The organism is Nocardiopsis xinjiangensis YIM 90004, assembly GCF_000341145.1.
GTDB classification, from domain to species: Bacteria; Actinomycetota; Actinomycetes; order Streptosporangiales; family Streptosporangiaceae; genus Nocardiopsis; species Nocardiopsis xinjiangensis.
Genome location: NZ_ANBE01000046.1, coordinates 64,233 through 86,896, shown reverse-complemented (window position 1 = coordinate 86,896; position 22,664 = coordinate 64,233). Strand labels below are relative to the sequence as shown.

At 69.4% G+C, this 22,664-nt stretch carries 17 protein-coding genes; 6 read left to right on the top strand and 11 right to left on the bottom strand.

What is annotated here, in order from left to right:
* Positions 1–294: 294 nt before the first annotated feature.
* The 3 genes from D473_RS0120510 to ppdK all read right to left on the bottom strand — a co-directional run bounded on the left by D473_RS0120510 (position 295) and on the right by ppdK (position 5,873).
* Positions 295–1,551 (bottom strand): deoxyguanosinetriphosphate triphosphohydrolase, encoded by a 1,257-nt coding sequence (locus D473_RS0120510; RefSeq protein ID WP_017610922.1) that lies wholly within the window; start codon positions 1,549–1,551, stop codon positions 295–297.
* 51 nt (positions 1,552–1,602) lie between these two features.
* Entirely contained in the window at positions 1,603–2,898 is a 1,296-nt protein-coding gene (locus D473_RS0120505; protein WP_017610921.1) for a YdcF family protein, read from the bottom strand.
* Positions 2,899–3,176: 278 nt separating this feature from the next.
* On the bottom strand, positions 3,177–5,873 hold the full coding sequence (gene ppdK, locus D473_RS0120500) for a pyruvate, phosphate dikinase (RefSeq protein WP_017610920.1): 2,697 nt from the start codon (positions 5,871–5,873) through the stop codon (positions 3,177–3,179).
* Between the two features lie 432 nt (positions 5,874–6,305).
* Here ppdK and trhA point away from each other — a divergent pair, with 432 nt between their 5' ends.
* Positions 6,306–7,082 carry a PAQR family membrane homeostasis protein TrhA gene (gene trhA, locus D473_RS0120495; RefSeq protein ID WP_017610919.1) on the top strand — a complete coding sequence of 259 codons (777 nt, stop codon included), beginning with the start codon at positions 6,306–6,308 and terminating at the stop codon, positions 7,080–7,082.
* A gap of 301 nt (positions 7,083–7,383) precedes the next feature.
* Here trhA and D473_RS0120490 read toward each other — a convergent pair whose 3' ends face one another.
* From D473_RS0120490 to D473_RS0120480, 3 genes are all read right to left on the bottom strand, one after another.
* Positions 7,384–8,772: a glycine--tRNA ligase gene (locus D473_RS0120490; RefSeq protein WP_193373304.1), complete on the bottom strand. Its 1,389-nt coding sequence runs from the start codon at positions 8,770–8,772 to the stop codon at positions 7,384–7,386.
* Positions 8,773–8,974: 202 nt separating this feature from the next.
* Positions 8,975–9,265 (bottom strand): antibiotic biosynthesis monooxygenase family protein, encoded by a 291-nt coding sequence (locus D473_RS0120485; protein WP_017610917.1) that lies wholly within the window; start codon positions 9,263–9,265, stop codon positions 8,975–8,977.
* A gap of 106 nt (positions 9,266–9,371) precedes the next feature.
* Complete coding sequence (locus D473_RS0120480; protein WP_017610916.1) at positions 9,372–13,022, bottom strand: CDP-glycerol glycerophosphotransferase family protein; 3,651 nt, start codon at positions 13,020–13,022, stop codon at positions 9,372–9,374.
* A gap of 293 nt (positions 13,023–13,315) precedes the next feature.
* On the opposite strand from D473_RS0120480, the gene D473_RS0120475 reads away from it, so the two are divergent.
* From D473_RS0120475 to D473_RS0120460, 4 genes are read left to right on the top strand one after another with little or no spacing between them, the layout of a single operon-like run.
* Positions 13,316–13,684: a DUF6703 family protein gene (locus D473_RS0120475; RefSeq protein ID WP_017610915.1), complete on the top strand. Its 369-nt coding sequence runs from the start codon at positions 13,316–13,318 to the stop codon at positions 13,682–13,684.
* 31 nt (positions 13,685–13,715) lie between these two features.
* Complete coding sequence (locus tag D473_RS0120470) at positions 13,716–14,555, top strand: metal ABC transporter ATP-binding protein (protein ID WP_017610914.1); 840 nt, start codon at positions 13,716–13,718, stop codon at positions 14,553–14,555.
* Positions 14,548–15,432: a metal ABC transporter permease gene (locus tag D473_RS0120465; protein ID WP_017610913.1), complete on the top strand. Its 885-nt coding sequence runs from the start codon at positions 14,548–14,550 to the stop codon at positions 15,430–15,432. The genes D473_RS0120470 and D473_RS0120465 overlap by 8 nt, the downstream gene beginning before the upstream one ends.
* Positions 15,429–15,824 carry a Fur family transcriptional regulator gene (locus D473_RS0120460; protein ID WP_017610912.1) on the top strand — a complete coding sequence of 132 codons (396 nt, stop codon included), beginning with the start codon at positions 15,429–15,431 and terminating at the stop codon, positions 15,822–15,824. Before D473_RS0120465 ends, D473_RS0120460 begins: the two co-directional genes overlap by 4 nt.
* Before the next feature lie 118 nt (positions 15,825–15,942).
* Here the strand turns inward: D473_RS0120460 and D473_RS0120455 are convergent, their stop codons facing one another.
* From D473_RS0120455 to recO, 4 genes are all read right to left on the bottom strand, one after another.
* Positions 15,943–16,770, bottom strand: a complete 828-nt coding sequence (locus D473_RS0120455; RefSeq protein ID WP_017610911.1) for an SGNH/GDSL hydrolase family protein — start codon at positions 16,768–16,770, stop codon at positions 15,943–15,945.
* Positions 16,771–16,853: 83 nt separating this feature from the next.
* Positions 16,854–17,675 carry an SGNH/GDSL hydrolase family protein gene (locus D473_RS0120450; protein ID WP_026127147.1) on the bottom strand — a complete coding sequence of 274 codons (822 nt, stop codon included), beginning with the start codon at positions 17,673–17,675 and terminating at the stop codon, positions 16,854–16,856.
* A complete protein-coding gene (locus tag D473_RS0120445; RefSeq protein WP_017610909.1) occupies positions 17,605–18,462 on the bottom strand; it encodes an isoprenyl transferase in 858 nt (285 codons plus the stop codon). Before D473_RS0120445 ends, D473_RS0120450 begins: the two co-directional genes overlap by 71 nt.
* Positions 18,459–19,190 (bottom strand): DNA repair protein RecO, encoded by a 732-nt coding sequence (recO, locus tag D473_RS0120440; RefSeq protein ID WP_026127146.1) that lies wholly within the window; start codon positions 19,188–19,190, stop codon positions 18,459–18,461. The genes D473_RS0120445 and recO overlap by 4 nt, the downstream gene beginning before the upstream one ends.
* Before the next feature lie 386 nt (positions 19,191–19,576).
* On the opposite strand from recO, the gene D473_RS25875 reads away from it, so the two are divergent.
* Positions 19,577–20,209 (top strand): CAP domain-containing protein, encoded by a 633-nt coding sequence (locus D473_RS25875; RefSeq protein ID WP_017610907.1) that lies wholly within the window; start codon positions 19,577–19,579, stop codon positions 20,207–20,209.
* An 83-nt stretch (positions 20,210–20,292) separates the two neighbouring features.
* Here D473_RS25875 and leuA read toward each other — a convergent pair whose 3' ends face one another.
* The gene (gene leuA / locus D473_RS0120430; protein WP_017610906.1) at positions 20,293–21,999 is read right to left on the bottom strand and encodes a 2-isopropylmalate synthase; all 1,707 of its coding nucleotides are present in this window, start codon (positions 21,997–21,999) and stop codon (positions 20,293–20,295) included.
* Positions 22,000–22,664: the final 665 nt, after the last annotated feature.

Sequence of the window (22,664 nt, the reverse complement as noted above, 5' to 3'; positions counted from 1 at the left end):
CACAACCGGCTCAAGTACCGCCGCAACACCCGCCGCACCCGGAACAAAACCGGCACCGGAGCCGGGGCCGGGGCCAAAGCCCCGCCCCCGCCGGGCCCGCCAGGCAGCAAGGACCCGCCCGACTCCACGGGCTGACACCACCACCCTCCTCACCCCCGGGAAGAGAACACCCCCGGGGGCCTGCCCCACGGCACCACGAGAAACCCCACGAGCCCACATCCGCTGTGGCCCAAGCCCCAAGCCCCAACGCACTCAGACCCGACAAAAACCCTGTGGCCCCACCGAACGACACATCTACCCACCGACGAGGTGGGCGTGCAGCGTCGTGGCCGAGGTGTCGGTGAGGGACGCGACCTGGTCGATGACCACACGCAGCGCCCCGGCGTCGTCGGCCGCGGCCTCGAAGGGCGCGCGGAACTGCGGGTCCAGGGCACCGGGGGCGTTCTTCCACAGCGCGGTGACCAGCTCCGATATGAGCCGGCGTTCGTCTGCCCGGTACGCCATGGTCTCGGCACGCGACAGCACGAAGTGCGCCGAGAGTGCCTTGAGCAGAGCACACTCCAGCAGCGCCCAGCGCGGCACGACCAGGTCGGCTCCGTAACGCGTGAGGCGTCCGGGACCGTGCACGTCGCGGGTGCCGCGCTCGGCGGCGCGGCAGAACCGCCCGATGAGTTCGCTGGTCAGGTTCTTCAGCGCCGCCAGGGAGGGCAGGTCCCCGGTGAACTCCTCGGGCCAGACCGGCGCTGCCAACAGTTCGTCCAGGGCCTCGGAGAGTTCCGCGGGACCGGCATCGCAGTAGTGCTCGGCCGCCACCCGGCACACCTCGGCGCGTTCGGCGGGGCTGCCCAGCGCGGCCATGCTCACCAGGCCGGCGTGCAGGGCGTCCTCGACGTCGTGCACCGAGTAGGCCACGTCGTCGGACCAGTCCATGACCTGGGACTCGAAGGGGGTCCGGCCGTCCGGGGAGCCCGCGCGCAGCCACGCGAAGACCTCGGCGTCGTCGGGGTAGACGTTGAACTTATGGGTTCCGGGACGTTCCCCGCGGGCCCACGGGTACTTGACGGTGGCGTCGAGGGTGGCGCGGGTGAGGTTGAGCCCCGCGCCCGTGCCGTCGGGAGCGATCACCTTGCTCTCCAGGCGCACGAGCAGGCGCAGGCTCTGGGCGTTGCCCTCGAACCCTCCGCAGCCGGCGGCCGCCTCGTCCAGGGCGTTCTCCCCGTTGTGGCCGAAGGGCGGGTGGCCCAGGTCGTGGGACAGGCAGGCCGCTTCGACCAGGTCGGGGTCACAGCCCAGGGCCTGGCCGAGTTCCCGGCCGATCTGGGCGCATTCCAGGGAGTGGGTCAGGCGGGTGCGCGGGAAGTCGCTCACACCCGGCTGGGCCACCTGGGTCTTGGCGGCCAGACGGCGCAGGGCGGAGCTGTGCAGCACACGGGCGCGGTCACGCTCGAAGGGCCCGCGTGCGCGGCTCTTGCGCCGTTCACGCACGCGGCGTTCGGTGTCGGTGGAGGTGTACCCGGGGGCGGGCCCCTCATCGCCGGGGTGACTGGTCATCGCCTGTGAGCCTACTGGTACCGGTCACCGGCGCACGGGTGTGACTCGGCCTCAGGCGGCGTTGACCCGGATGTCGCTGCTGTCGTCGAAGATCCAGTAGTACCAGAGGGAGGCGGTCTCCCTGGTGATGTACCAGAGCTGGGTACTGCGTTCGATGACGGCCGGGCCCGAGCGTGCGGGCGAGGTGCCGGCCTCGATGCCGTGGTCGGCAGCCATCCTTTTGGCGCGCAGGCTGTGCCAGGGGTCGGAGACGATGATGGCGCTCTCCCAGGTCTCCTGGTCGTAGACCTCGGCGATGACACCGATGCTCTGGAGCGTGTCGGAGCCCTCTTCGACCGCGATGATCTGGTCCGAGGGAACACCGACCCCGGTGAGCCAGTCGCGTCCCGCGGCGGCCTCGGTGTGGTTGTCCCCGGGTTGTTTGCCGCCGACGGTGACGATCATGGGTGCCACACCCTGTTGGTAGAGGCTCTGGGCCTGGCGCAGGCGTGCTTCGAAGACGGGTGAGGGCACACCGTTGTACTGGCTGGCGCCGAGCACGATGATCGCGTCGGAGCGGTCTCGGTCGTCCTGACGCGCGGTGTACCAGACCCAGCCCCAGGTGGCGGGCGGGATCGCCAGGACGACGACGAGGATGATCGTGAGGATCCGGCTCAGCCGGAAACGGCGCTTCTTACGGCGGCGGGAGCTCCGGGGCGGTGGATCGCGGCGTTCACGAGGGGGCCTGGCGGGTTCGGACACGCGCGGCTCGGGGTGGTCGGGTTCCGGTGTCGGGCCGTAGGGGCCGGTGGTCTCGGGGGGCCGGTGGTCGGCCAGGGTGTCGTCGAGGCGGGGCGCTTCCCGCCCGTCCTCGGGGGGCTGCGGGCCCTGGTCGGAGGCGGGAGCGATCGCGCTCTCGTCCGGCTCGGGGGCGGGGTCCTCACGCAGGGACTGTCCACGGCCGACGACGCGGTTGCGCACGAAACGGCGGGTGAAGCCGCGGCGGCGTTCCCTGTCGCCGTCGGTGCTGTCCTCGCCGGGTTCTTCCGCCTCGGCCGAAACACCGGGCCCGGATCCGGGGGTCTGCGGCGTCTCGGGCTGCGGCGCGGGTGTGGCGTCGGCGAGGGCGTCACGGTCGAAGGCCTGGGTGGTGAGGTCGTCGGGGGTCGAGGGGCCTCGGGTGAACTCCTGTGTGGGTTCCTCGGGCCCGGGGAGGGCCTGCTCGTCCCGATCGGTCTCGGGTCGGCTTCCCGGGCCCGGGTCTGTTGCACGTCTGGTGAACGCCTGGGTGGTCTCGTGGTCGGCGGAGGAGTGCCCGTGCTCCTGGGGCCACCGGTCCTCACCGCGTCCGTCGTTCGGCGCTCGCACCGGCTCACCTCCGCACAACTCGCTGACAGGGCGACGCGCGTCGGCGTCTCCCTCTGGGACGGCCCTTGCCCACCGCTGGTTCGCGGTTTCCCGGCCGGATCGGCCGAGTTCTGGGGGTTGTGGTCGGCATGCCCCCGAGCGCGGGGAAGGAGCGGGGATCCGTGGCCGTACCGGCGACCAAGAAGATATCACGAAAAGGTTACGCGGAATCCGTCGGTACTGGACCGCGCCGCCGCATCCACATGCCCCGAGTGTAGGGCTGGTTCAGCGGTCCGGGGTCAGTCGCCGGTGCGGGCTGCGGCGCGGCCGGCCTCCAGGCGCGCCACGGGTACTCGGAAGGGCGAGCAGGAGACGTAGTCCAGACCGACCTCGTGGAAGAAGTGCACCGAAGCGGGGTCGCCCCCGTGCTCACCGCACACACCGAACTGCATGTCGGGGCGTGCGGCCCGGCCTTCCTCCACGGCGATACGGACCAGGCGGCCGACCCCGTCCACGTCCAGCGACTCGAACGGTGAGACCCCGAACACACCCTTGTCGAGGTAGGCGGAGAAGAAGGAGGCCTCGACGTCGTCGCGGGAGAAACCCCAGACGGTCTGGGTCAGGTCGTTGGTTCCGAAGGAGAAGAATTCGGCGCTCTCGGCGATCTGCCCGGCTGTCAGGGCGGCGCGGGGCAGCTCGATCATGGTCCCGACGGGGAAGTCGAGCTCGATGCCGTTCTCCTCGCCGACCTCGCGCAGCACACGCAGGGCGTCCTCGCGGATGATCTCCAGCTCCTGGACGGTGCCCACGAGCGGGATCATGATCTCCGGGCGCGGCCGGCCGCCCTCGCGGATGCGCTCGACGGCCGCCTGGGCGATGGCACGGACCTGCATGGTGAACAGACCGGGCACGACCAGCCCGAGGCGCACGCCGCGCAGGCCGAGCATCGGGTTCTGCTCGTGGAGGCGGTGGAGGGCCTGGAGCATACGCAGGTCGTTCTCGTGGCTCTCGCCGCGGGCCTCGGCCACGGCCACCCGCACCGACAGTTCGGTGATTTCGGGCAGGAACTCGTGCAGCGGCGGGTCGAGCAGGCGCACGGTGACGGGCAGCCCGTCCATGGAGGAGAGGAGCCCGTTGAAGTCGGCGCACTGGTGGGGCAGCAGGGCGTCCAGGGCCCCGTCCTGTTCCTCCGTGGTGTCGGCGAGGACGAGGCGTTCGACGAGTTGGCGGCGGTCACCGAGGAACATGTGCTCGGTGCGGCACAGACCGATGCCCTGGGCGCCCATGCGGCGGGCGCGTGCGGCGTCCTCGGGGGTATCGGCGTTGGCGTGCACATGGAGGCGGCGTGCGGCGTCGGCGTGGTGCATGAGGCGGTGGACGGCGCGCACGAGGTCGTCGGCCTCGTCGGAGGCGGGGTCGACCTCGTTCTCGAAGTAGCGCACGACCGGGGAGTCGACGACGGGCACCTCGCCGAGGAAGACTTCGCCGGTGGTGCCGTCGATGGAGATGACGTCGCCCTCCTCGACGGTCTCGCCGCCGGGGGTGGTCAGGCGGCGGTTCTTGGTGTCGGCGTCGAGCTCCTCGGCACCACACACGCAGGTCTTGCCCATGCCTCGGGCCACGACGGCCGCGTGGGAGGTCTTGCCGCCGCGGCTGGTGAGAATGCCCTCGGCGGAGATCATGCCCTCGAGGTCGTCGGGGTTGGTCTCGCGGCGGCAGAGGATGACCTTCTCGCCGCTGCGGGCCCATTCGACGGCGGTGCAGGAGTCGAAGACGGCCTTGCCGACGGCGGCCCCGGGCGAGGCGTTCATGCCGCGACCCAGGCGGTGGACCTGGTCACTAGCGGCGGCCTTCTCGTCGAAGCGGGGGAACATCAGCTGGGCGAGCTGGTCCCCGTTGACCCGCTGGAGGGCCTCGTCGAGGGTGATCATGCCCTGGTCGACGAGCTGGTCGGCGATACGGAAGGCGGCGGCAGCGGTGCGCTTGCCCACACGGGTCTGGAGCATCCAGAGCTTGCCGCGCTCGATGGTGAACTCGATGTCGCACAGGTCCCTGTAGTGATTCTCCAGGGTCTCCATGGTGGTCATGAGCTCGTCGTAGCTCTTGGCGTCGAGGTCGGCCAGGTCGGTGAGGGGGACGGTGTTGCGGGTACCGGCCACGACGTCCTCGCCTTGGGCGTTCTGGAGGTAGTCGCCGTAGACACCCTGGCGCCCGGAGGCGGGGTCGCGGGTGAAGGCGACGCCGGTGCCCGAGTCCATACCGAGGTTGCCGAAGACCATGGAGCACACGTTGACGGCGGTGCCCAGGTCGGCGGGGATGCGTTCCTGTCTGCGGTAGAGGACCGCGCGCGGGGCGTCCCAGGACTGGAAGACCGCGCGTACGGCCTGGCGCATCTGTTCGCGCGGGTCGTCCGGGAAGGGGTGGCCGGTCTGTTCGCGGACGAGGGTCTTGAAGCGCTCGACCAGGGTGCGGAAGTCGGCGGCGTCCAGGTCGAGGTCGTCGGTGATGCCCTTCTCGCTCTTGAGCCGGTCGATGGCTTCCTCGAAGAGGTCGCCGTCGATGTCCTGGACGGTCTTGCCGAACATCTGCACCAGGCGGCGGTAGGAGTCCCAGGCGAAACGCTCGTCGCCGCCTTGGCGGGCCAGGCCCTCGACGGATTCGTCGTTGAGGCCGATGTTGAGGACGGTCTCCATCATGCCGGGCATGGAGAAGCGGGCGCCCGAGCGCACACTGACCAGGAGGGGATCGTCGGGTTGTCCGAGATCTCGGCCCATCTCGTGTTCGAGGTCGCGAAGGTCCGCTTCGATCTCGGCGTCGAGCCCGTCGGGCATGGTGCCGTGATCCAGGTAGTGCCGGCACGCCTGGGTGGTGATGGTGAAGCCCGGGGGCACGGGCAGGCCGAGGTTGGTCATCTCCGCGAGGTTGGCCCCCTTGCCTCCCAGGAGGTCCTTCTGGTCCTTGTTGCCCTCGGCGAACTTGTAGACGTACTTGGCCACGGGGTACTCCCTCGTCTCGCTCGACGACTCAGCGTTGAGCCGACCTGTGCCGTAATCGGGCGCGACTCTATCCAGACGCCACAGAACAGAACCTTCACTAACTAGGGCATTTGACTATTTTAGCAGCTCAGAGAGGCTATATAGGTCTATACCAATGGTCCACCTTTCATGCACCGAACACCAGCACGGAGCAACACCAGAGACAGGGGCGACCGCAGAGAAGGGCAGGTCAGAAGCCCGGGGCACACAAAGTGCGATGATGATCGGCCGACGGGGGCATATTTTTCCGAGATGACCAATCTTCCTGCACACCGGGGCCCCGAATCCCGGGTGTGCCAGGGGACACAGCGGTACCCGCAAGTAACCTACGCGACCGTAAGTTAGGCTGCGTGAGGATCCGCGAGGGAGTGGATCAGCACGAGGAGGAGGCGAATGGTGTCGACCGAGAGGGCAGACGGGACCGGACCGTCCGAGGAGGAACACCCCCCCGGCCACGGACGCAACGCCGACGACGAGCCCCGGGCCTCTTCCGTGCCCGAGCGCGCCGCCCAGACCGCCGGGGACCTCATCGAAGCGGTCAAACCCAAACTCCGCGGCTGGCTGCACCTGGGCACAGCCCCGCTCGCGCTGGCCGCGGGCATCGTGCTGGTGGCCCTGTCCCCCACCGTTCCGGCCCTGGCCGCCGCAGCGATCTACGCGCTCAGCTCGGTGCTGCTGTTCAGCACCTCGGCCATCTACCACGTGGGCCGGTGGTCACCGCGGGCCCAGCGGTTGCTGCGGCGTATGGACCACTCGAACATCTACCTGATCATCGCCGGCACCTACACACCCTTCATCGTGCTGGTGCTGGACGGCACGTTGCGCACGGCGATGCTCGCCCTGGTCTGGGGCGGGGCGATCGCAGGGGTGGCCTTCAAGCTCCTGTGGCTCAACGCCCCGCGTTGGCTCTCCACGGCCCTGTACCTGGCCATCGGCTGGGTGGCGGTGCTCTTCATCCCCGATCTGGTGCACGGCACCCACCCTGCCACCTGGATCCTGATCCTGGTCGGCGGACTCCTGTACAGCATCGGTGCGGTCGTCTACGGCCTCAAGCGCCCCGACCCCGCCCCCCGCTGGTTCGGTTTCCACGAGATCTTCCACTCGCTGACCATCGCCGCGTTCGTGTGCCACTACATCGCGGTGTCGTTCGTGGTCTACACCTCCGCCTGACCCCGGTCGGCGACCACGCTCGCCCCCGCGTCACGATTCGCTCACGCGACAGGACACCGAGTACGAAACTCCCTCGTACTTCGCAGTCCCTGCCGCTACGTTGAGAACGGTTCCTACGGTCGTGTGCGGCCGGAGGATCCCGAGACGGCCGGAAAACCCATCCCCCCGGGTCCGGCCGTCTCGTCTCCCGCCGGTTGCGGAACGCCCGGTCCAGGCGCTCCGCAGTCCTTCGGAGAACGACGAGGCCGCCCGCCCCGGAAGGGACGAGCGGCCTCGCGTGTGTCCGGCGGGACGAGCGGCCTCAGACGCCGGGCATGCGCTCGATGAGGTAGCGCTCGACCTGGTCGAGGGAGACCCGCTCCTGCGACATCGTGTCGCGCTCTCGCACGGTCACGGCGTCGTCCTCGAGCGTGTCGAAGTCGACGGTGATACAGAAGGGCGTACCGATCTCGTCCTGGCGGCGGTAGCGGCGGCCGATCGCACCGGCGTCGTCGAACTCCACGTTCCAGCGCTTGCGCAGGCGCGCGGCCAGGTCGCGGGCCTTCGGCGACAGGTCGGTGTTGCGCGAGAGCGGCAGCACAGCGGCCTTGACCGGCGACAGGCGCGGGTCCATGCGCATGACGGCACGCTTTTCCATCTTGCCCTTGGCGTTGGGCGCCTCGTCGACGTTGTAGGCGTCGAGCATGAACGTCAGCACAGCGCGGTCCACACCGGCAGAGGGCTCGATGACGTAGGGGATGTAGCGCTCGTCGTTCTCCTGGTCGAAGAAGGACAGGTCCGCGCCCGAGGCCTCCGAGTGGGTCCGGAGGTCGTAGTCGGTGCGGTTGGCCACGCCCTCGAGCTCGCCCCACTCGCTGCCCTGGAAGTTGAAGCGGTACTCGATGTCCACGGTCCGCTTGGAGTAGTGGGACAGCTTCTCCTGCGGGTGCTCGTACAGGCGCAGGTTGTCCTTGTTGATGCCCAGGTCCGAGTACCACTGGAAGCGGTTGTCGATCCAGTACTGGTGCCAGTCCTCGTCGCTGCCGGGACGGACGAAGTACTCCATCTCCATCTGCTCGAACTCACGGGTCCGGAAGATGAAGTTGCCCGGGGTGATCTCGTTGCGGAAGGACTTGCCGATCTGGCCGATGCCGAAGGGCACCTTGCGCCGGGCGCTCTGCTCGACGTTCTTGTAGTTGGTGAAGATGCCCTGCGCGGTCTCGGGCCGCAAGTAGGTCAGGCCCTTCTCGTCCTGGACCGGGCCCAAGTAGGTGCGCAGCAGACCGTTGAACATGCGGGGCTCGGTCAGGGAGTGCTTGGCGCCGCAGTTGGGGCAGGCGATCGCCTCCAGGCCCTCCTCCGGCTCCTTGCCGTGCTTGGCCTCGTAGCCCTCGATGAGGTGGTCGGCACGGAACCGCTTGTGGCAGGCCTGGCACTCGGTGAGCGGGTCCACGAACTCACTGACGTGGCCCGAGGCCTCCCAGACCTCACGGGAGAGGATGACGCTGGAGTCCAGGCCGACGGTGTCCTCGCGCTCCTGCACCATGGCGCGCCACCACTGGCGCTTGACGTTGGCCTTCAGTTCCACACCGAGGGGACCGTAGTCCCAGGCCGCGCGCAGACCCCCGTAGATGTCACTGGAGGGGTAGACCAGACCTCGGCGTTTGGCAAGGTTGACCAGTGCGTCCATTGCCTCTGACTTGGCGGCCATGGTGGGACTCTCCATCCGGCTGGCGGTCGGTGGATCGCGGTGCGCGATTCATCGTGTGTTTCGGGTGCGGTGGCCGGTGCGGCCGGGACCGGTGCGGCCGGGAACGGTCGCAGCGCGTGACCACGCCCGTCCAGGCTAGAACACTCGTGAAGCCGGTGCGTCCGCTTTTCCCAGCGGATGGGGCACCCCACGCCCTTGCGTCTCAGGCTCCGGGTTCGTCGACGAGTTCGTAGGCACTGGGTTCGTCGAAGGCACGGGACAACAACGGGACCGCCGCGACCTTGACCTCGTAGGAGGACAGCGCGCGGCGGTAGGGACCGGCCCCTTCCCACTCGGTGACCAGGGTCCACAGTTCGGGGTCGTCGGCGGCACGGCCCAGGCGGTGGCGCAGGAACCCGGGGCGGGCGGCCAGGGCCGCCACCGCGGTGGCGGCCTCGGTACGGAAGGCCTCGCTGTCGGCCTCGGGCACGGAGTAACGGGTGATGACGATCACCCGCCCATTGTGGCGCACGGGTGCCGCCGGCCGTCCCTCGGGGACCGGCCGGCGGCACCGTCACCCCTCATCCCGCCGAAGCGGAGCAAGGTCCGGAAAACACAGTTCAGCCCCGGCCGAAGACCCGGTCGACCACGCGCGCGGCGGCGTGGCCGTCGTCGAGCGGGCAGAACTGGTCGACGAAGGACCGGTAGGCGGGGCCCGCTTGTTCGGCGACCTCGCCGATGTTGCGCAGCGACTCGATGACCTGGTCGGACTCGGTCAGCAGCGGTCCGGGCGCGGTCTCCTCGAAGTCGAAGTAGAAGCCGCGCAGGTTGTCCCGGTAACTGTCCAGGTCGTAGGTGAAGAACAGCATGGGACGGCCGGTGTTGGCGAAGTCGAACATCATCGACGAGTAGTCGGTGACCAGCACGTCGGTGATGAGGAACAACTCCTGGATCTCCGGGTAGAGCGAGACGTCGTACACGAAGTCGCGGCCCACGATCGGGACGCTGTCGACGACCCGGGGATGGCGGCGTACGAGCAGTACGTGGTCCTCACCGAGCTGGTCGTACATGCGTTGCAGGTCCAGGTGCAGGTCGAGCTTGTGCTTGCCGCGCGTGTAGTACTTGTCGTCGCGCCAGGTCGGCGCGTAGAGCACGACCTTCTTGCCCTCGGGCAGTCCGAGGGTTCGGCGGGTGCGCTCGGCGACCGCCTCGCGGTGGGGTGAGAAGAAGATGTCGTTGCGCGGGTAGCCGGTCTCGAGGATCTCGCCCTCGAACCGGAAGGCGCTGCGCAGGATCGGGGTGGCCCAGGGGCTGGGTGAGACCAGGTAGTCCCACTGCCGGGTCTCCCAAGCGAGCTTGTCGAAGTAGTCGCGGGACTTGCCCCGGATGTTCTCCACGTCGAAGCCGATGCGTTTGAGCATGGAGCCGTGCCAGGTCTGGACCACGGTCTGGTCGGGGTGGCGGTGGAACCACACCGGCTGCCGGGAGTTGGTGACCAGGAACCGGCTGCGGGCCAGGGCCTCGTAGTACTCGCGGCCGCGGTGGCGCACCCGGCCCAGGTCCTCGGGCAGGTTGACGCGGCCATCGGCGACCAGCCACGACATCGGGTAGTCGGCCCAGCCCTCGCGGGTGCGCAGCTCGGCGTAGATACTCTGCGGGCTGTCGGAGTACTGGCGGCCGGTGTAGGTATCGAAGAGGACCCCGTCCACGACCGGTTCCTGGCGCTGGGCCGGGTAGTCGACCTCCTTGAGGCGACGCTGGGCGAAGGAGCCCCGTTCGGAGGGCTGCAGGTCGCTGCCGACCTGCAGCACCGGGACGGCCTGGCCGTGGGAGGTGAGTGTGAAACTGCGCTCGTCGGTCTTCATCTCCAGGGGCATGTCGCCGACGAGGTCGTCGGAGAACTCCACACCGGTGGTGAAAGTGCGCCCGTCGTCGCCGGTCACCCGCCCCCACAGCTGGTAACCGCCCACGGCCAGGGAGAGGGTGCCCGAGAGGGTCTCCGTGTCGGCCGGGCTCAGGCGGGCCGCGAAGCGGGTACCGGAGCGCTCCACGTCCAGGACATGTTCCTCGTCGCGTCCACGGGCCCGGGCGAGGAGGCCGAGCTCGGCGTCAGCGGTGAACTCGCCCTTCAGGTGCAGGTCGCGGCCTTCCCAGCGGGCGTCGTCGATGACGCACCGGGCCTGCCCGGCACGCAGCTTGAGATGGCCGGCCGAGGTGCGCTGGACGGAGAGTTCGAGGTGGTCGGTGTCGGAGGCGTAGGAAGCCGTGGGCACGTCGTCGGGCAGTACGAGGGTGGCGGTGCGCTGATCGCCGTCGACCAGGTGCACGTCCCATTCCTCCTGGCGGATGACACCGCCGCACTCGGTCACCGCGCGGCCGAAGAGGCCCTCGGCCCCGATCCCGACGCTGAAGCGGCTCCCCTCGACGGTGATCGGGTAACTCAGGCCCGCGGTGCCGGGCCGGCGGGTCAGGCGCAGCTGGGTGGCGCCGGATGCGGCCTCGGTGACCGTCTCCCCTTGCAGGGTCAGGACCCCGGTCTCGCCGTCGAAGGTGTGGGTGTCCACGCGGGCCGTGGTGGAATCCACGGCCACGATGAGGTGACGGTCGCCGCTCCAGCGCGGGCGCACCCACACCTCGGGGGCGACCTGCTGGTAACCGGGGCGCTCGGGGGCGCCGGTGACCGGAGAGGAGAGGGTCTTGCGCCGGGTCAGGCCGCGGTTGAAGACCGTCAGTTCGATCTTCCACTCGCCCGGTTCCCAGCGGCCGGCCACGCGGAGCTTGGCGGGGTCGAGGAGGACCGTGAAACCGCCGTAGTCGTGGCGTGCGGCCTCGGGCACGTCGGGCAGCCGGTACTCGGCGGCCAGGCGCACCCGCACGGGCACGCGCACGCGGCGCCGGTCGACGGTGTTGACGGCGAAGGCCATGAGGTGCTGCTGCCAGCGCTTGCGGGCGCGCAGGTGGCGGATGCCGATACGGCCGCTGATCTGGAGGCGGCCGTCCTCCCAGCGGATGTCCTCGGTCTTCTGGCGGACCTTGAGCTCGTCGTCGAGGCGGAAGATCTCGCGGGGCACGGCCTTGGCGGGGTCCTCGGACTCGAAGAAGGGATAGCCGATGTAGTAGGCCAGGCCGCGCCGGTGCACACGTGCGTTCTTGATCTCCACGCTCTTGGCGAAGGTGGCGACCTCGACGACGTCGTCGGTGCGGCGCTTGCGCACGAGGTGGTAGAGGAGGCGCTCCAGGACGTTGAGGTCGTTGAGCTGGGCGGCGGGCACGTGGTCGAGGTGCGCGTTGAGCAGGTCGACCACGGTCTCGCGCACTTCGGCGTCGGCGTCCTGGAACCTCAGGAGCAGGCGCTGGAGTTCGCCCTGGAGCAGGGTGCGGTCCCAGAGTCTGCGGTCCTCGCCGGCCAGGTCGGCGGCGAGGTCGTTCATGGTGGTCAACCTGCGGGTGAGCACACCCTTGTCCAGGGGCAAGGCGGTGTCGTGGCGCTCGCGCATGAGCAGAACGGTGCCGGGCAGGACGTCGACGGTGCGGGCCGAGAGCACGCAGCGGCGCAGGTCGAGGTCGGCGTCGTCGGGGTGCATGCCGTGGTCGGGCAGGGTGAGCCAGAACTCGCGGCGCCACAGTTTGTTGCCGAGGACCGGGTCCGCTGCCAGAGCGGGGACGGCACGGGGGTCCTCGGCGAAGCGCTGCTTGGCGCACAGCTTCTTGTGGGACCTGGAGGGGGAGGCACCGAGTTCGTTGAACTGGTGGACGTTGCCCACGACCAGGTCGGAGTGGGTGTCGTCCGCGGTGCGCCACAGGTAGGACAGGGCATAGGCGGTGAGGGCGTCGCACCCCTCGAGGAAGAGCAGATGGCTTCCGGCGGCTTCCTGTCCACCGCGGCGGCGGGCGGCGGTCACGTCGGTGGCGGGATCGCCCTCGAGCAGACGCACACGCATCCTCTCGGGCGGGTCCGCGGCGAAGGCGGCGGCGACGGCGACGGCGTCCTCTCCGGCCTCGACCGTCTCGTCGTTCTGTTCCTCGGCCTCACGCACGTCGTCGTGGCCGTCGGGGTCCTCGTCCTGTTCCCCATCGACGGTTTCACTCTCGGAGACGGGCTCCTCTCTTCCGCGGAAGGGGACGAGGAGGATCTCGGTGGTCACCTCACCCGGTTGGACCATATGGTCCCGATTGTGGTGTCCGTCTCTCTGGCGTGCCAGGGACTCCAGGCAGGAGCCGAGGTTCGGCTCAGTGACGTCGAAGGTCACGATGACAGTGGGCTCGGGCACGAAGGTGACACCCTCCAGAGGGTCCTCTGCACTCGGGCTACGGGCAGCAGCACGGTCGCACCGTATGCGTCGGACGACTGTTGTTGACTACTTCAGGCAAGTGAGCGCTGACCGGCCGTGCCTGCGATCTGAGCGACCGGGGCACGGACTGCCATGGGGGATCGCACGACGGGCCGCACCGGGGCCTGCCGGAAGGCGCGGGACCCCCGGCCGAGGCCTGCATTAGGGTTTGAGCCACCAGTATCACAGGCCTTGCGGGGCACAGCCCGCCCTATCGGAGGATACAGACGGCCATGCCCTCCCCCGAACACAGCCATGAACGTCCCGAAGGCCGCAAAACTTCCAGCGGCGAGGGGTCGGATCCCCGATGGAGCGCGGGGCGGCTGCGCGGTGCGGTGGAGCGCCGCAGCGCGGTGTCCCTGCTCTGGCTGCACCAGCTCCCCGGGTGGATCACACCACTCGTACTGGGGCTGCTCTTCGTCGCCGGCCTGATGGCACCGGTGGGCCCGCTGGGTGCGGTGTCTCTGGTGGCGGTCGCGCTGTTCATGGGTTGGTTGGCCTATCTCACATGGCCGTCGCTGAGCCTGCAGCAGAAGGCACCCCGGGTACTGATGGTGGCGGTCGTGCTGGTGTTGGCGACCGCACGCACTCTGGGATTTTGACAACCATTTTCGTTTTCGAGATACTAGGGGTGTGTCTGCCCAGTTCACGGGGGCCGAGAAGCAGCACCTCGACGCCCGACCAGCGTTCCAGGCCGTCGACGCCACCGTGGCCTACGACGGCACCCCCGTGCTCGACAACGTGAGCCTCGACGTCCCCGCGGGCCAGACCCTGGCGGTCCTGGGGCCCAACGGCTCGGGCAAGTCCACCCTCATGCGCGCCATGCTGGGCATCGTACCCCTGGACGCCGGCGAGGTCCTCCTGCACGGCACACCTCTGCGACGTTTCCGCGACTGGCGCCGCGTCGGCTACGTACCCCAGCGCCTGACCGCCGGGGGCGCCGTGCCCGCCACCGTGCGCGAGATCGTCGCCTCCGGGCAGGTCGCCGCGCGCCGACGCCTCTCGCTGCCCTCCCGCGCGAACCGGCAGGCCGTCACCGACGCCCTGAAGGCCGTCGGGCTGGAGGAGCGCGCCGACGACTCCGTGCGCGAACTCTCCGGCGGTCAGCAGCAGCGCGTGCTCATCGCCCGTGCCCTGGCCGGGCGTCCCGACACCTTCGTCATGGACGAACCCATGGCCGGGGTCGACGCCGAGAACCAGCAGGCCCTGGCCCGCGCCATCACCATGCTCGGCGAACAGGGCAGCACCGTCGTGCTCGTCCTGCACGAGCTCGGGCCGCTGGAACGAGTGATCCAACGCGCCGTCTCCCTGGACCAGGGACGCATCGTCCACGACGGTGCCCCGCTCCGACCCTCCGGGGAGTGCGCCCGTCCCGGACACGAGCACCAGCATCCCCATCCCGACCCCAACGCCCCCGCGCCACGCGACGCGCACGGGGAGATCATCCGACTCGAGGTACCCGGCAGTGATTGAACTTTGGCAGTACGAGTTCATGCAGCGCGCGCTCGTCGCGGCCGTGCTCGTGGGCCTGGTCACTCCGGTCATCGGAACGTTCCTGGTGCAACGGCGTCTGGCCCTGCTCGGCGACGGCATCGGCCACGTCGCGCTCACCGGTGTGGCGCTGGGCCTGCTCACGAGTACTTCTCCCGTGCTCACCGCCGCGGTCGTCTCCGTGGTGGGCGCCGTGCTCATAGAGCTCGTGCGGGTGCGTACGCGCACGAGCGGTGATGTGGCGCTGGCTCTGCTGTTCTACGGCGGTATCGCCGGCGGTGTGCTCCTCATCGGCCTGACCCCCGGTGCGAGCAACGCGACCCTGACCGAGTACCTGTTCGGGTCGGTCAGTACCGTCTCCGAGCAGGACATCCTGGTGGTGGCCGCCCTGGCGGTGGGCGTGGTCGCCGTCCTCGCGGTCTACGGCCGTGAACTGTTCGTGCTCTGCCAGGACGAGGAGGTCGCCCGGGCCCACGGATTGCCGGTGCGTTTCCTCAGCATCCTGCTCGCGGTCACGGCCGCCCTGACGGTGGTCATCGCCATGCGGATCGTCGGTGTACTCATGGTCAGCGCGCTGATGATCGTGCCCGTGGCCGCTGCGCAGCAGCTCTCCAAGAGTTTCCGGGTCACGATGGTCCTGGCCGTGGCGATCGGACTGGTCTCGTCCCTGGGCGGCCTGACGACGGCGTTCTACTCCGACCTGGCCCCCGGCGCGACGATCGTCCTGCTGGCTCTCACGCTGTTCTGCCTCTCCGTCGGGGTCGGGTTCATCCGCAAGTTCCGGCCCCGGAAAGGCCTCTCGGGCCCCGAGATCGGTACGATGCCCCAGACCGAGCGGGGGAGGAGGGTGACACCATGAGCACACGACGAGAGACGGTCCGCCAGGCGTTGAACGAGTCCGTCGGCTTCCGCAGCGCTCAGGATCTGTACGCGGATCTGCGCGCCGACGGGTCCAAGATCGGTCTCACGACCGTCTACCGGGCCCTTCAGGCACTGAGCGATTCCGGCGAGGTCGACGTCCTGCGCACCGACGAAGGTGAGGCCGTCTACCGCGCTTGCGCGACCGAGAACCACCACCATCACCTGGTGTGCCGGGTGTGCTCCACAGCTGTGGAGATCGAGGGGCCCACCGTCGAGCGGTGGGCCAGCGAGGTGGCTTCCAAGTACGGTTTCACCGGCATAACACACACCGTGGAACTGTTCGGTGTGTGCGCCGACTGCGCCGGGGCGGGTTCGACCGCCGGCGTCTGAGCAGGGTGCGCAGGTACCACGCGTGCCGGCGCACCCGCTCCCTGCCGTCCGGCACCCCGTGCGCGCCGGCCGTTCGGTGTTCCCGTCCGGTTCCCCGCCGCTTGCGAAGGCCCGCGTCTCAGTCGGGGCGGTGTTCGGGTTCGCAGCGCCGCAACGTGGGGCGTTTGGGACTGACGTTGTCCCCCGAGGAACGCCCGGTCAGGCGGCGCCCGATCCACGGAACCAGGAATTGCCGGGCCCAGTACAGGTCTTCCTGGCGGGCGGTACGCCAGTCCCGGGGTTCCGGCTCCGGCCAGGGCTCGTTCCAGTCGCCCCCGGCAGGCGTGCCCAGGACCTCGCACACACGCAGCGCCAGGCGCCGGTGGCCCTCCGAGGACAGGTGCAGGCGGTCCCAGCTCCAGGAACGCTCGTCGTCGAAGATGCGCATGCTCCATACATCGACGACGTCGCAGCCGTAGCGGTCGGCGACGGCCCGCATGTGCATGTTGTAGGTGGCGATCTTGCCGCGCAGGCGGCGCATGACCGAGTGCATACCGGTGTCGAATCCGGTGAAGAGGACCACGCGGGCGCCGGTGGCGGTCAGCTCTGCGACGATCGACTCGAAGATGTCTACGACCTCGTCGGGGTCGCCGCCGGGTCGGAGGATGTCGTTGCCGCCCGCGCACAGGGTGACCAGGTCGGGGGCCATCGCCACGGCCTCGGCGACCTGCTCGTCGCGGATCTGCCGGATCAGCTTGCCGCGCACGGCGAGGTTGGCGTACCTGACCTCGCCGATGCGGGAGGCCAGGTGTTCGGCGACCCGGTCGGCCCAGCCCCGGAAGCGGCCGTTGGGCACACGGTCACTGTCGGGATAGGGGTCGCTCATGCCCTCGGTGAAGCTGTCCCCGAGAGCGACGTAGGACAGAATGTCCCGTTCGGTGATGTCTGTCGTCCCAAAACCGCTCATGATCCACGATCATGCAACTCCGCTCCAGGGTTACGCGACAGTAGGTTGCCCGTGGGAGCGGTTTTGGGTCCGACGTCACACCATCAGCGGCGCGCGTTGACCGGGGTCAGGGCCGGGCGCTTGGCCGTGACCGTGTCCCCCGAGGAACGCCCGGTCAGGCGGCGCCCGATCCACGGGCCCAGGGAGTCCTTGAGCCAGGTGAGGTCCTCGCGGCGGGCCTCGGCCCATCCGACCGGCTCGGTCTCGGGCCAGGGCTCGTCCCACCGCTGCTGTACCGGCGCCCCCAGAACCTCGGCCACCCGCAGCGCCAGGCGCCGGTGACCCTCCGGGGACATGTGCAGCCGGTCCTCGTCCCAGGCGCGGGCGTCGGTGAGCACGTCCATCGACCACTGGTCGATCAAGTAGCAGTCGTGGCGGTCGGCGATGGCGCGCACGTTCATGTAGGAGCGCGCGAACAGGCCGATGGTGCCGCGCATGTAGCCCGTGGCGACGTTGACGCCGGTGAAGAGCACGACCTCGCTGCCGGCGGCGCGCAGTCGCGAGACGGCCAGGTCGAGGATCCGGGCCATGCGGTCGGGGTCGGAGCCGGGGCGCAACAGATCATTGCCTCCCGCGGACAGTGTGACCAGGTCCGGGGCCATGTCCAGGGTCGGCTGGAGCTGGTCGGTGACGATCTGGCGCATGAGCTTGCCGCGCACGGCCAGGTTGGCGTACTCGACCTCGCCCACGTGGTCGGCCAGGTGCTCGGCCAGGCGGTCGGCCCACCCGCGGAAGACCACGTCGCCGTCGGGACCACCGTCCGGGTAGGGGTCCCCCACTCCCTCTGTGAAGCTGTCACCGATCGAGACCACGGACATCCCCCGCTTCAGCAGTGGGTTGTTCTCGTCGGAACTGGTTCTGGCCATCACTCGCCCTCCTCGGCGACCGTGTTNCACGGGCCCGCCACAGGTCGCGGCGGTCGAAGTCGGGCCAGAGCTGGTCCAGGAACACGAACTCGGCATAGGCGGACTGCCACAGCAGGAAGTTCGAAGTGCGCTGTTCACCGGAGGAGCGCAGGAACAGGTCGACGTCCGGCACGCCCGGGGCGTACAGGTTGCGGGCGATGGCGTCCTCGGTGATCTTCTCCGGGGAGATCTCCCCCGCCGCGACCCTGCGCGCGAGCTCGCGCGCCGAATCCACGATCTCGGCCCGACCCCCGTAGTTGACGCAGAACTGCAGCGTCAGGCGGGTGTTGTCCTTGGTCATCTCCTCCGCGTCCTGCAGCTCGGAGATGACGCTCTTCCACAGGCGCCCCGGACGCCCCGACCAGACCACACGTACCCCTCGGGCGTGCAGCTCGTCACGGCGCCTGCGGATGACGTCGCGGTTGAAACCCATGAGGAAACGCACCTCGTCGGGTGAGCGCTTCCAGTTCTCGGTGGAGAAGGCGTAGGCCGACAGGTAGGGGACGCCGAGCTCGACCGCGCCCTCGACGACGTCGAAGAGGGAGGACTCCCCCGCCCTGTGGCCTTCGGTCCGCGCCAGTCCGCGCTGTTTGGCCCACCGGCCGTTGCCGTCCATGACGACCGCGACGTGCCGCGGCACCAGGTCGGAGGGCAGCTCGGGGGCCCGCGCCCCGCTCGGGTGCGGGGCGGGCGCGGCGTACTCCCGGTGCTCCCGCCGTTTACCGGGATCGAAGCTGAACAGACTCAAGAACGCTCCACATGGCGCAGTGATCGGATTCCGTTTTCCAAGTGCCACTGTAGGTAGGCCGCGACCAACCCACTGCACTCGGAACGTTGGCGGTCCTGGCTGGCATCGGCGCTGTCCCAGTCACCTCCGAGCAGGGCCGACATGAGCCGGAGGGTCTCGGGAGACGGGTGGACGCTGCCGTGCGGGCGGCACACCGAGCAGACCATACCGCCGGCGTGGACCGCGAACGCCCGGTGCTCCCCACGGCTGCCGCAGTGTGCGCACTCGGTCAGGGCCGGTGCGTACCCGGCCACGGCCAGGGCGCGCAGCAGATAGGCGTCCAGGACCAACCGGGCGTCGTGGTTGCCCTCCCCCAGGGTACGCAGGGCTCCGATGAGCAGCAGGAACTGGCGCAGGGCGGGGTCCTTCTCCACCGCCACGACCTTCTCCGCGGTCTCCAGTATTGCGGCGGCCGAGGTGTAGCGGGAGTAGTCGAAAGCGATCGCTTCACCGTAGGAGCGCACCGTCTCGGCCTGGGTGATCACGTCCAGAGTCCGGCCGGTGTACAGCTGCACGTCGACGTGGGTGCACGGCTCCAAGCGGGCCCCGAAACGGGACTTGGTGCGGCGTACACCCTTGCCGACAGCGCGCACCAGGCCGGTACGCCGGGTCAGGAGGGTGACGATGCGGTCGGCCTCACCCAGTTTCTGGGTGCGCAGGACGACCCCCTCATCGCGGTAGAGACTCACCCCTCCATTGTCACGGATGCCGACACCCGCCTCGCGCATCCCTCACGGGACCGACATGGCCAGCTCTATCATGACTTGAATTCCCTTTTGCCATAAATTGCTCTACTCTCACCCGCCAGGGTGCGCACGGAAGGCACCCGGTTCCATTCCTTCCGTATCCCGTGCCCGGCCCGAGACCCGGGCCCTCGCCCCGGTGAGCTCCGGAGCGTTCCCGACGCCTTCCCTTCCCGCACGGAGGTTCACGATCATGGCTCGTGGTCGACGACGCATGGACAAGCACGACGCGAGTGGCGGTTCCGCAGGCGAGCGCCGCCGACGCCGCAGGCTTCCCTTGGCAGTGGGCCTGGCCGCGGTCCCGGTGGGGCTGATCCTGGCGGCCTCGCTCNATGAGCAACGAGAGGTCCGTACCCGACGCCTCCTCCGACGACGAGTTCTTCGACGACCCCACCGGCGCCCCCGAGGACTCCTCCCCCACCGGGGACAGCGAACCCCAGGGCGCGCAAGTGACCGCTTCCTCCTCCCCCGAGGACGAGGAGGCCGGCTCCGACGACGGCGATGACGGCGATGACGGCGACGACGGTGGTGGTGACGGCGGCAACGGTTCCGGTGGCGGCGGATCCGGTGGCGGCGGGGGCGAGGCCAGTACCTCCTCCAGCCCGATGGCCGAAGAGGTCGTCACGATCGTCAACTCCGAGCGCTCCCAGAACGGCTGCGGCCCGGTCTCCTCCGAGCCCCGGCTGACCGCCGCCGCACAGGAGCACAGCGAGGACATGGACGAGCGCGACTACATGGCCCACCAGAGCCCCGACGGCGAAGGGCCCGGCGATCGCGCCGAGCGCCACGGTTACAGCGCCTGGGGCGCCGAGAACGTGGCCAAGGGCCAGCAGACCGCCGAGCAGGTCATGGAGTCCTGGATGAACAGCCCGGGCCACAGGGACAACATCCTCAACTGCGACCTGCAGACGATCGGGGTCGGTGAGTCCGGCAACGCGTGGACACAGTTGTTCGGTTACCGGTAGTCCGGCCCGTCGGCCGTGAGCCGTACGCGGAACAGGACGAGGGGCCCGCGGCGACGCTGCGGGCCCCTCGTGCGCGGGATGGGTCAGATGCGGGCGGAGCGGCCGATGGCACTGCACAGCGCCTTCAGCGAGGCGGTGGTGATGCTGCTGTGGATCCCCACGCCCCAGACCACCTCGCCCTGGATCTCGGCCTCCACGTACGCGGCGGCGCTGGACTCGCCGTCACCGCCCATGGAGTGCTCGACGTAGTCCATGACCCGGACCTTGACGTCGACGTCGCTCAGGGCGTCGCAGAACGCGGAGATGGGGCCGTTGCCGGTACCGGACAGTTCACGGATCTCCCCGTGCACCCGGGCGTCGGCCTCGATCCGGTAGCTTCCCTCGCCGTCGGTGCTGGACCGGTGGGCCAGCACCGCGACGGGGCCGCCCTCGGACAGGTACTCGCGCTCGAAGGCCGACCAGATGTGGTCCGCGGCGACCTCGCCGCCCTCGCTGTCGCTGTAGGTCTGGATGACCCGCGAGAACTCGATCTGCAGGCGGCGCGGCAGGTCCAGGTTGTGGTCGCGGTGCATGATGTAGGCCACGCCGCCCTTGCCGGACTGGCTGTTGACCCGGATGACCGCCTCGTAGTTGCGGCCCACGTCCTTGGGGTCGATCGGCAGGTAGGGCACGTCCCACGTGGACTCCTCCACCGGGACCCCGGCGGCCGCGGCGCGCTCCTCCTGGGCGGTGAAGCCCTTCTTGATGGCGTCCTGGTGGGATCCGGAGAAGGCGGTGTAGACCAGGTCGCCGCCGTAGGGGTGGCGGGGCGCGACCGGCAGCTGGGTGCAGTGCTCGACCGTGCGGCGGATCTCGTCGATGTCGGAGAAGTCGATCATCGGGTCCACGCCCCGGCTGAACAGGTTCATGCCCAGGGTGACCAGGCAGACGTTGCCGGTACGCTCGCCGTGGCCGAACAGGCAGCCCTCGACGCGGTCGGCGCCGCCCATGACGGCCAGCTCGGCGGAGGCCACACCGGTACCGCGGTCGTTGTGCGGGTGCACCGAGACCGCCACGTGCTCGCGCCGGGTCAGGTTGCGGCTCATCCACTCGATCTGGTCGGCGTAGACGTTGGGCGTGGTGCGCTCGACCGTGGCGGGCAGGTTCAGCACGATCTCGCGGCCCGGGCCGGGCTGCCAGACGTCCATGACCGCCTCGCAAACCTCCAGGGCGAAGTCCAGCTCGGTGTCGATGAAGATCTCCGGCGAGTACTCGTAGCCGAAGTCGGTCCCGTCCAGGTACTGCTCGGCGAAGCGCACGACGTCGCGGGTGCCGTCGACGGCGATGGCCTTGCACTGCTCGCGGTCGACCTTGAAGACGACCTCGCGGAAGGTCGGCGCCGTGGCGTTGTACAGGTGCACGGTGGCCCGGTGGGCGCCGACCAGGCTCTGCACGGTGCGCTCGATCAGGTCCGTGCGGGCCTGGGTCAGCACCGAGATCTGCACGTCCTCGGGGATCTGGTCGTTCTCGATCAGGGCGCGCACGAAGTCGAAGTCGGTCTGGCTGGCGGAGGGGAAGCCGACCTCGATCTCCTTGTAACCCATGCGCACCAGCAGCTGGAACATCTCGTGCTTGCGGGCGGGGTCCATGGGCTCGATCAGCGCCTGGTTGCCGTCGCGCAGGTCCGTGGACAGCCAGCGGGGCGCCTGCGTGATGGTCTTGGAGGGCCAGGTGCGGTCGGGCAGGTCCACCGGCGCGAACGCGGCGTAGCGGTGGAAAGGCATCGAACTGGGCTGCTGCTGCGGCACCATAACGGTGGGCTCCTCAGAATGAACATGGTGCGCCGTCGCTCGGGGCGACTGATGCGCGTGGATCAGCGGCCGACCTGGACATGCCGAACTCCCGCGGCGAGGGAGTCGACCTGTGTCTATCGGTCCCCGCCGCGGCCACTAAGGAGGAGGAGCTCGCGCAGCATAGGGTCGCCACGCTAGCAGACACCTGTGACCACCCGACACATTCCTCTCACATTGCGAGACGTCGCAGCTGTGAGCTGGGGTGATTCAGAGGGCAGGCGTGAGACAGGCGCGGGGTGCACATTCGGCGCAACTTCCAGGTACCTCGACTTCAAGAGAACGCCTGTGATGGGTAGACTCCGCGGTAGAACCCTTCAGTGCTAGGGGGGTTGTTCCGAGCTCCGTCGACGAGGCCCAGGGTGCGGCCAACACCCGGGCTCCCGCCCCGCGCGCAGAGCACACGTAAGCCGCGCGGGCGGTACGGCCGGCCCCGTCGACGGGGCTTCTTCCGCCTCACCGCCCCGCCCCTTCCCGCGGACGCGCCCACACGCGGTGACACTTCGGCCACATCCGGCCATCGGGGGTGCACGGCCCCCGCCCTGTACAGCGGCCTCCACCTGGAAGACCCGCCAAACCCCGCAATTCGACACCGCGCTCACCCAGAGCAAGGGGAATTGACACAC

What these genes read in the sequence shown, in the direction of transcription:
- D473_RS0120510 (WP_017610922.1), bottom strand. Translation starts at nt 1,551, where the DNA reads ATGACCAGTCACCCCGGCGATGAGGGGCCCGCCCCCGGGTACACCTCC.
- trhA (WP_017610919.1), top strand. Translation starts at nt 6,306, where the DNA reads ATGGTGTCGACCGAGAGGGCAGACGGGACCGGACCGTCCGAGGAGGAA.
- D473_RS0120490 (WP_193373304.1), bottom strand. Translation starts at nt 8,772, where the DNA reads ATGGCCGCCAAGTCAGAGGCAATGGACGCACTGGTCAACCTTGCCAAA.
- D473_RS0120475 (WP_017610915.1), top strand. Translation starts at nt 13,316, where the DNA reads ATGCCCTCCCCCGAACACAGCCATGAACGTCCCGAAGGCCGCAAAACT.
- D473_RS0120460 (WP_017610912.1), top strand. Translation starts at nt 15,429, where the DNA reads ATGAGCACACGACGAGAGACGGTCCGCCAGGCGTTGAACGAGTCCGTC.
- D473_RS0120455 (WP_017610911.1), bottom strand. Translation starts at nt 16,770, where the DNA reads ATGAGCGGTTTTGGGACGACAGACATCACCGAACGGGACATTCTGTCC.
- D473_RS0120450 (WP_026127147.1), bottom strand. Translation starts at nt 17,675, where the DNA reads ATGGCCAGAACCAGTTCCGACGAGAACAACCCACTGCTGAAGCGGGGG.
- D473_RS25875 (WP_017610907.1), top strand. Translation starts at nt 19,577, where the DNA reads ATGAGCAACGAGAGGTCCGTACCCGACGCCTCCTCCGACGACGAGTTC.
- leuA (WP_017610906.1), bottom strand. Translation starts at nt 21,999, where the DNA reads ATGGTGCCGCAGCAGCAGCCCAGTTCGATGCCTTTCCACCGCTACGCC.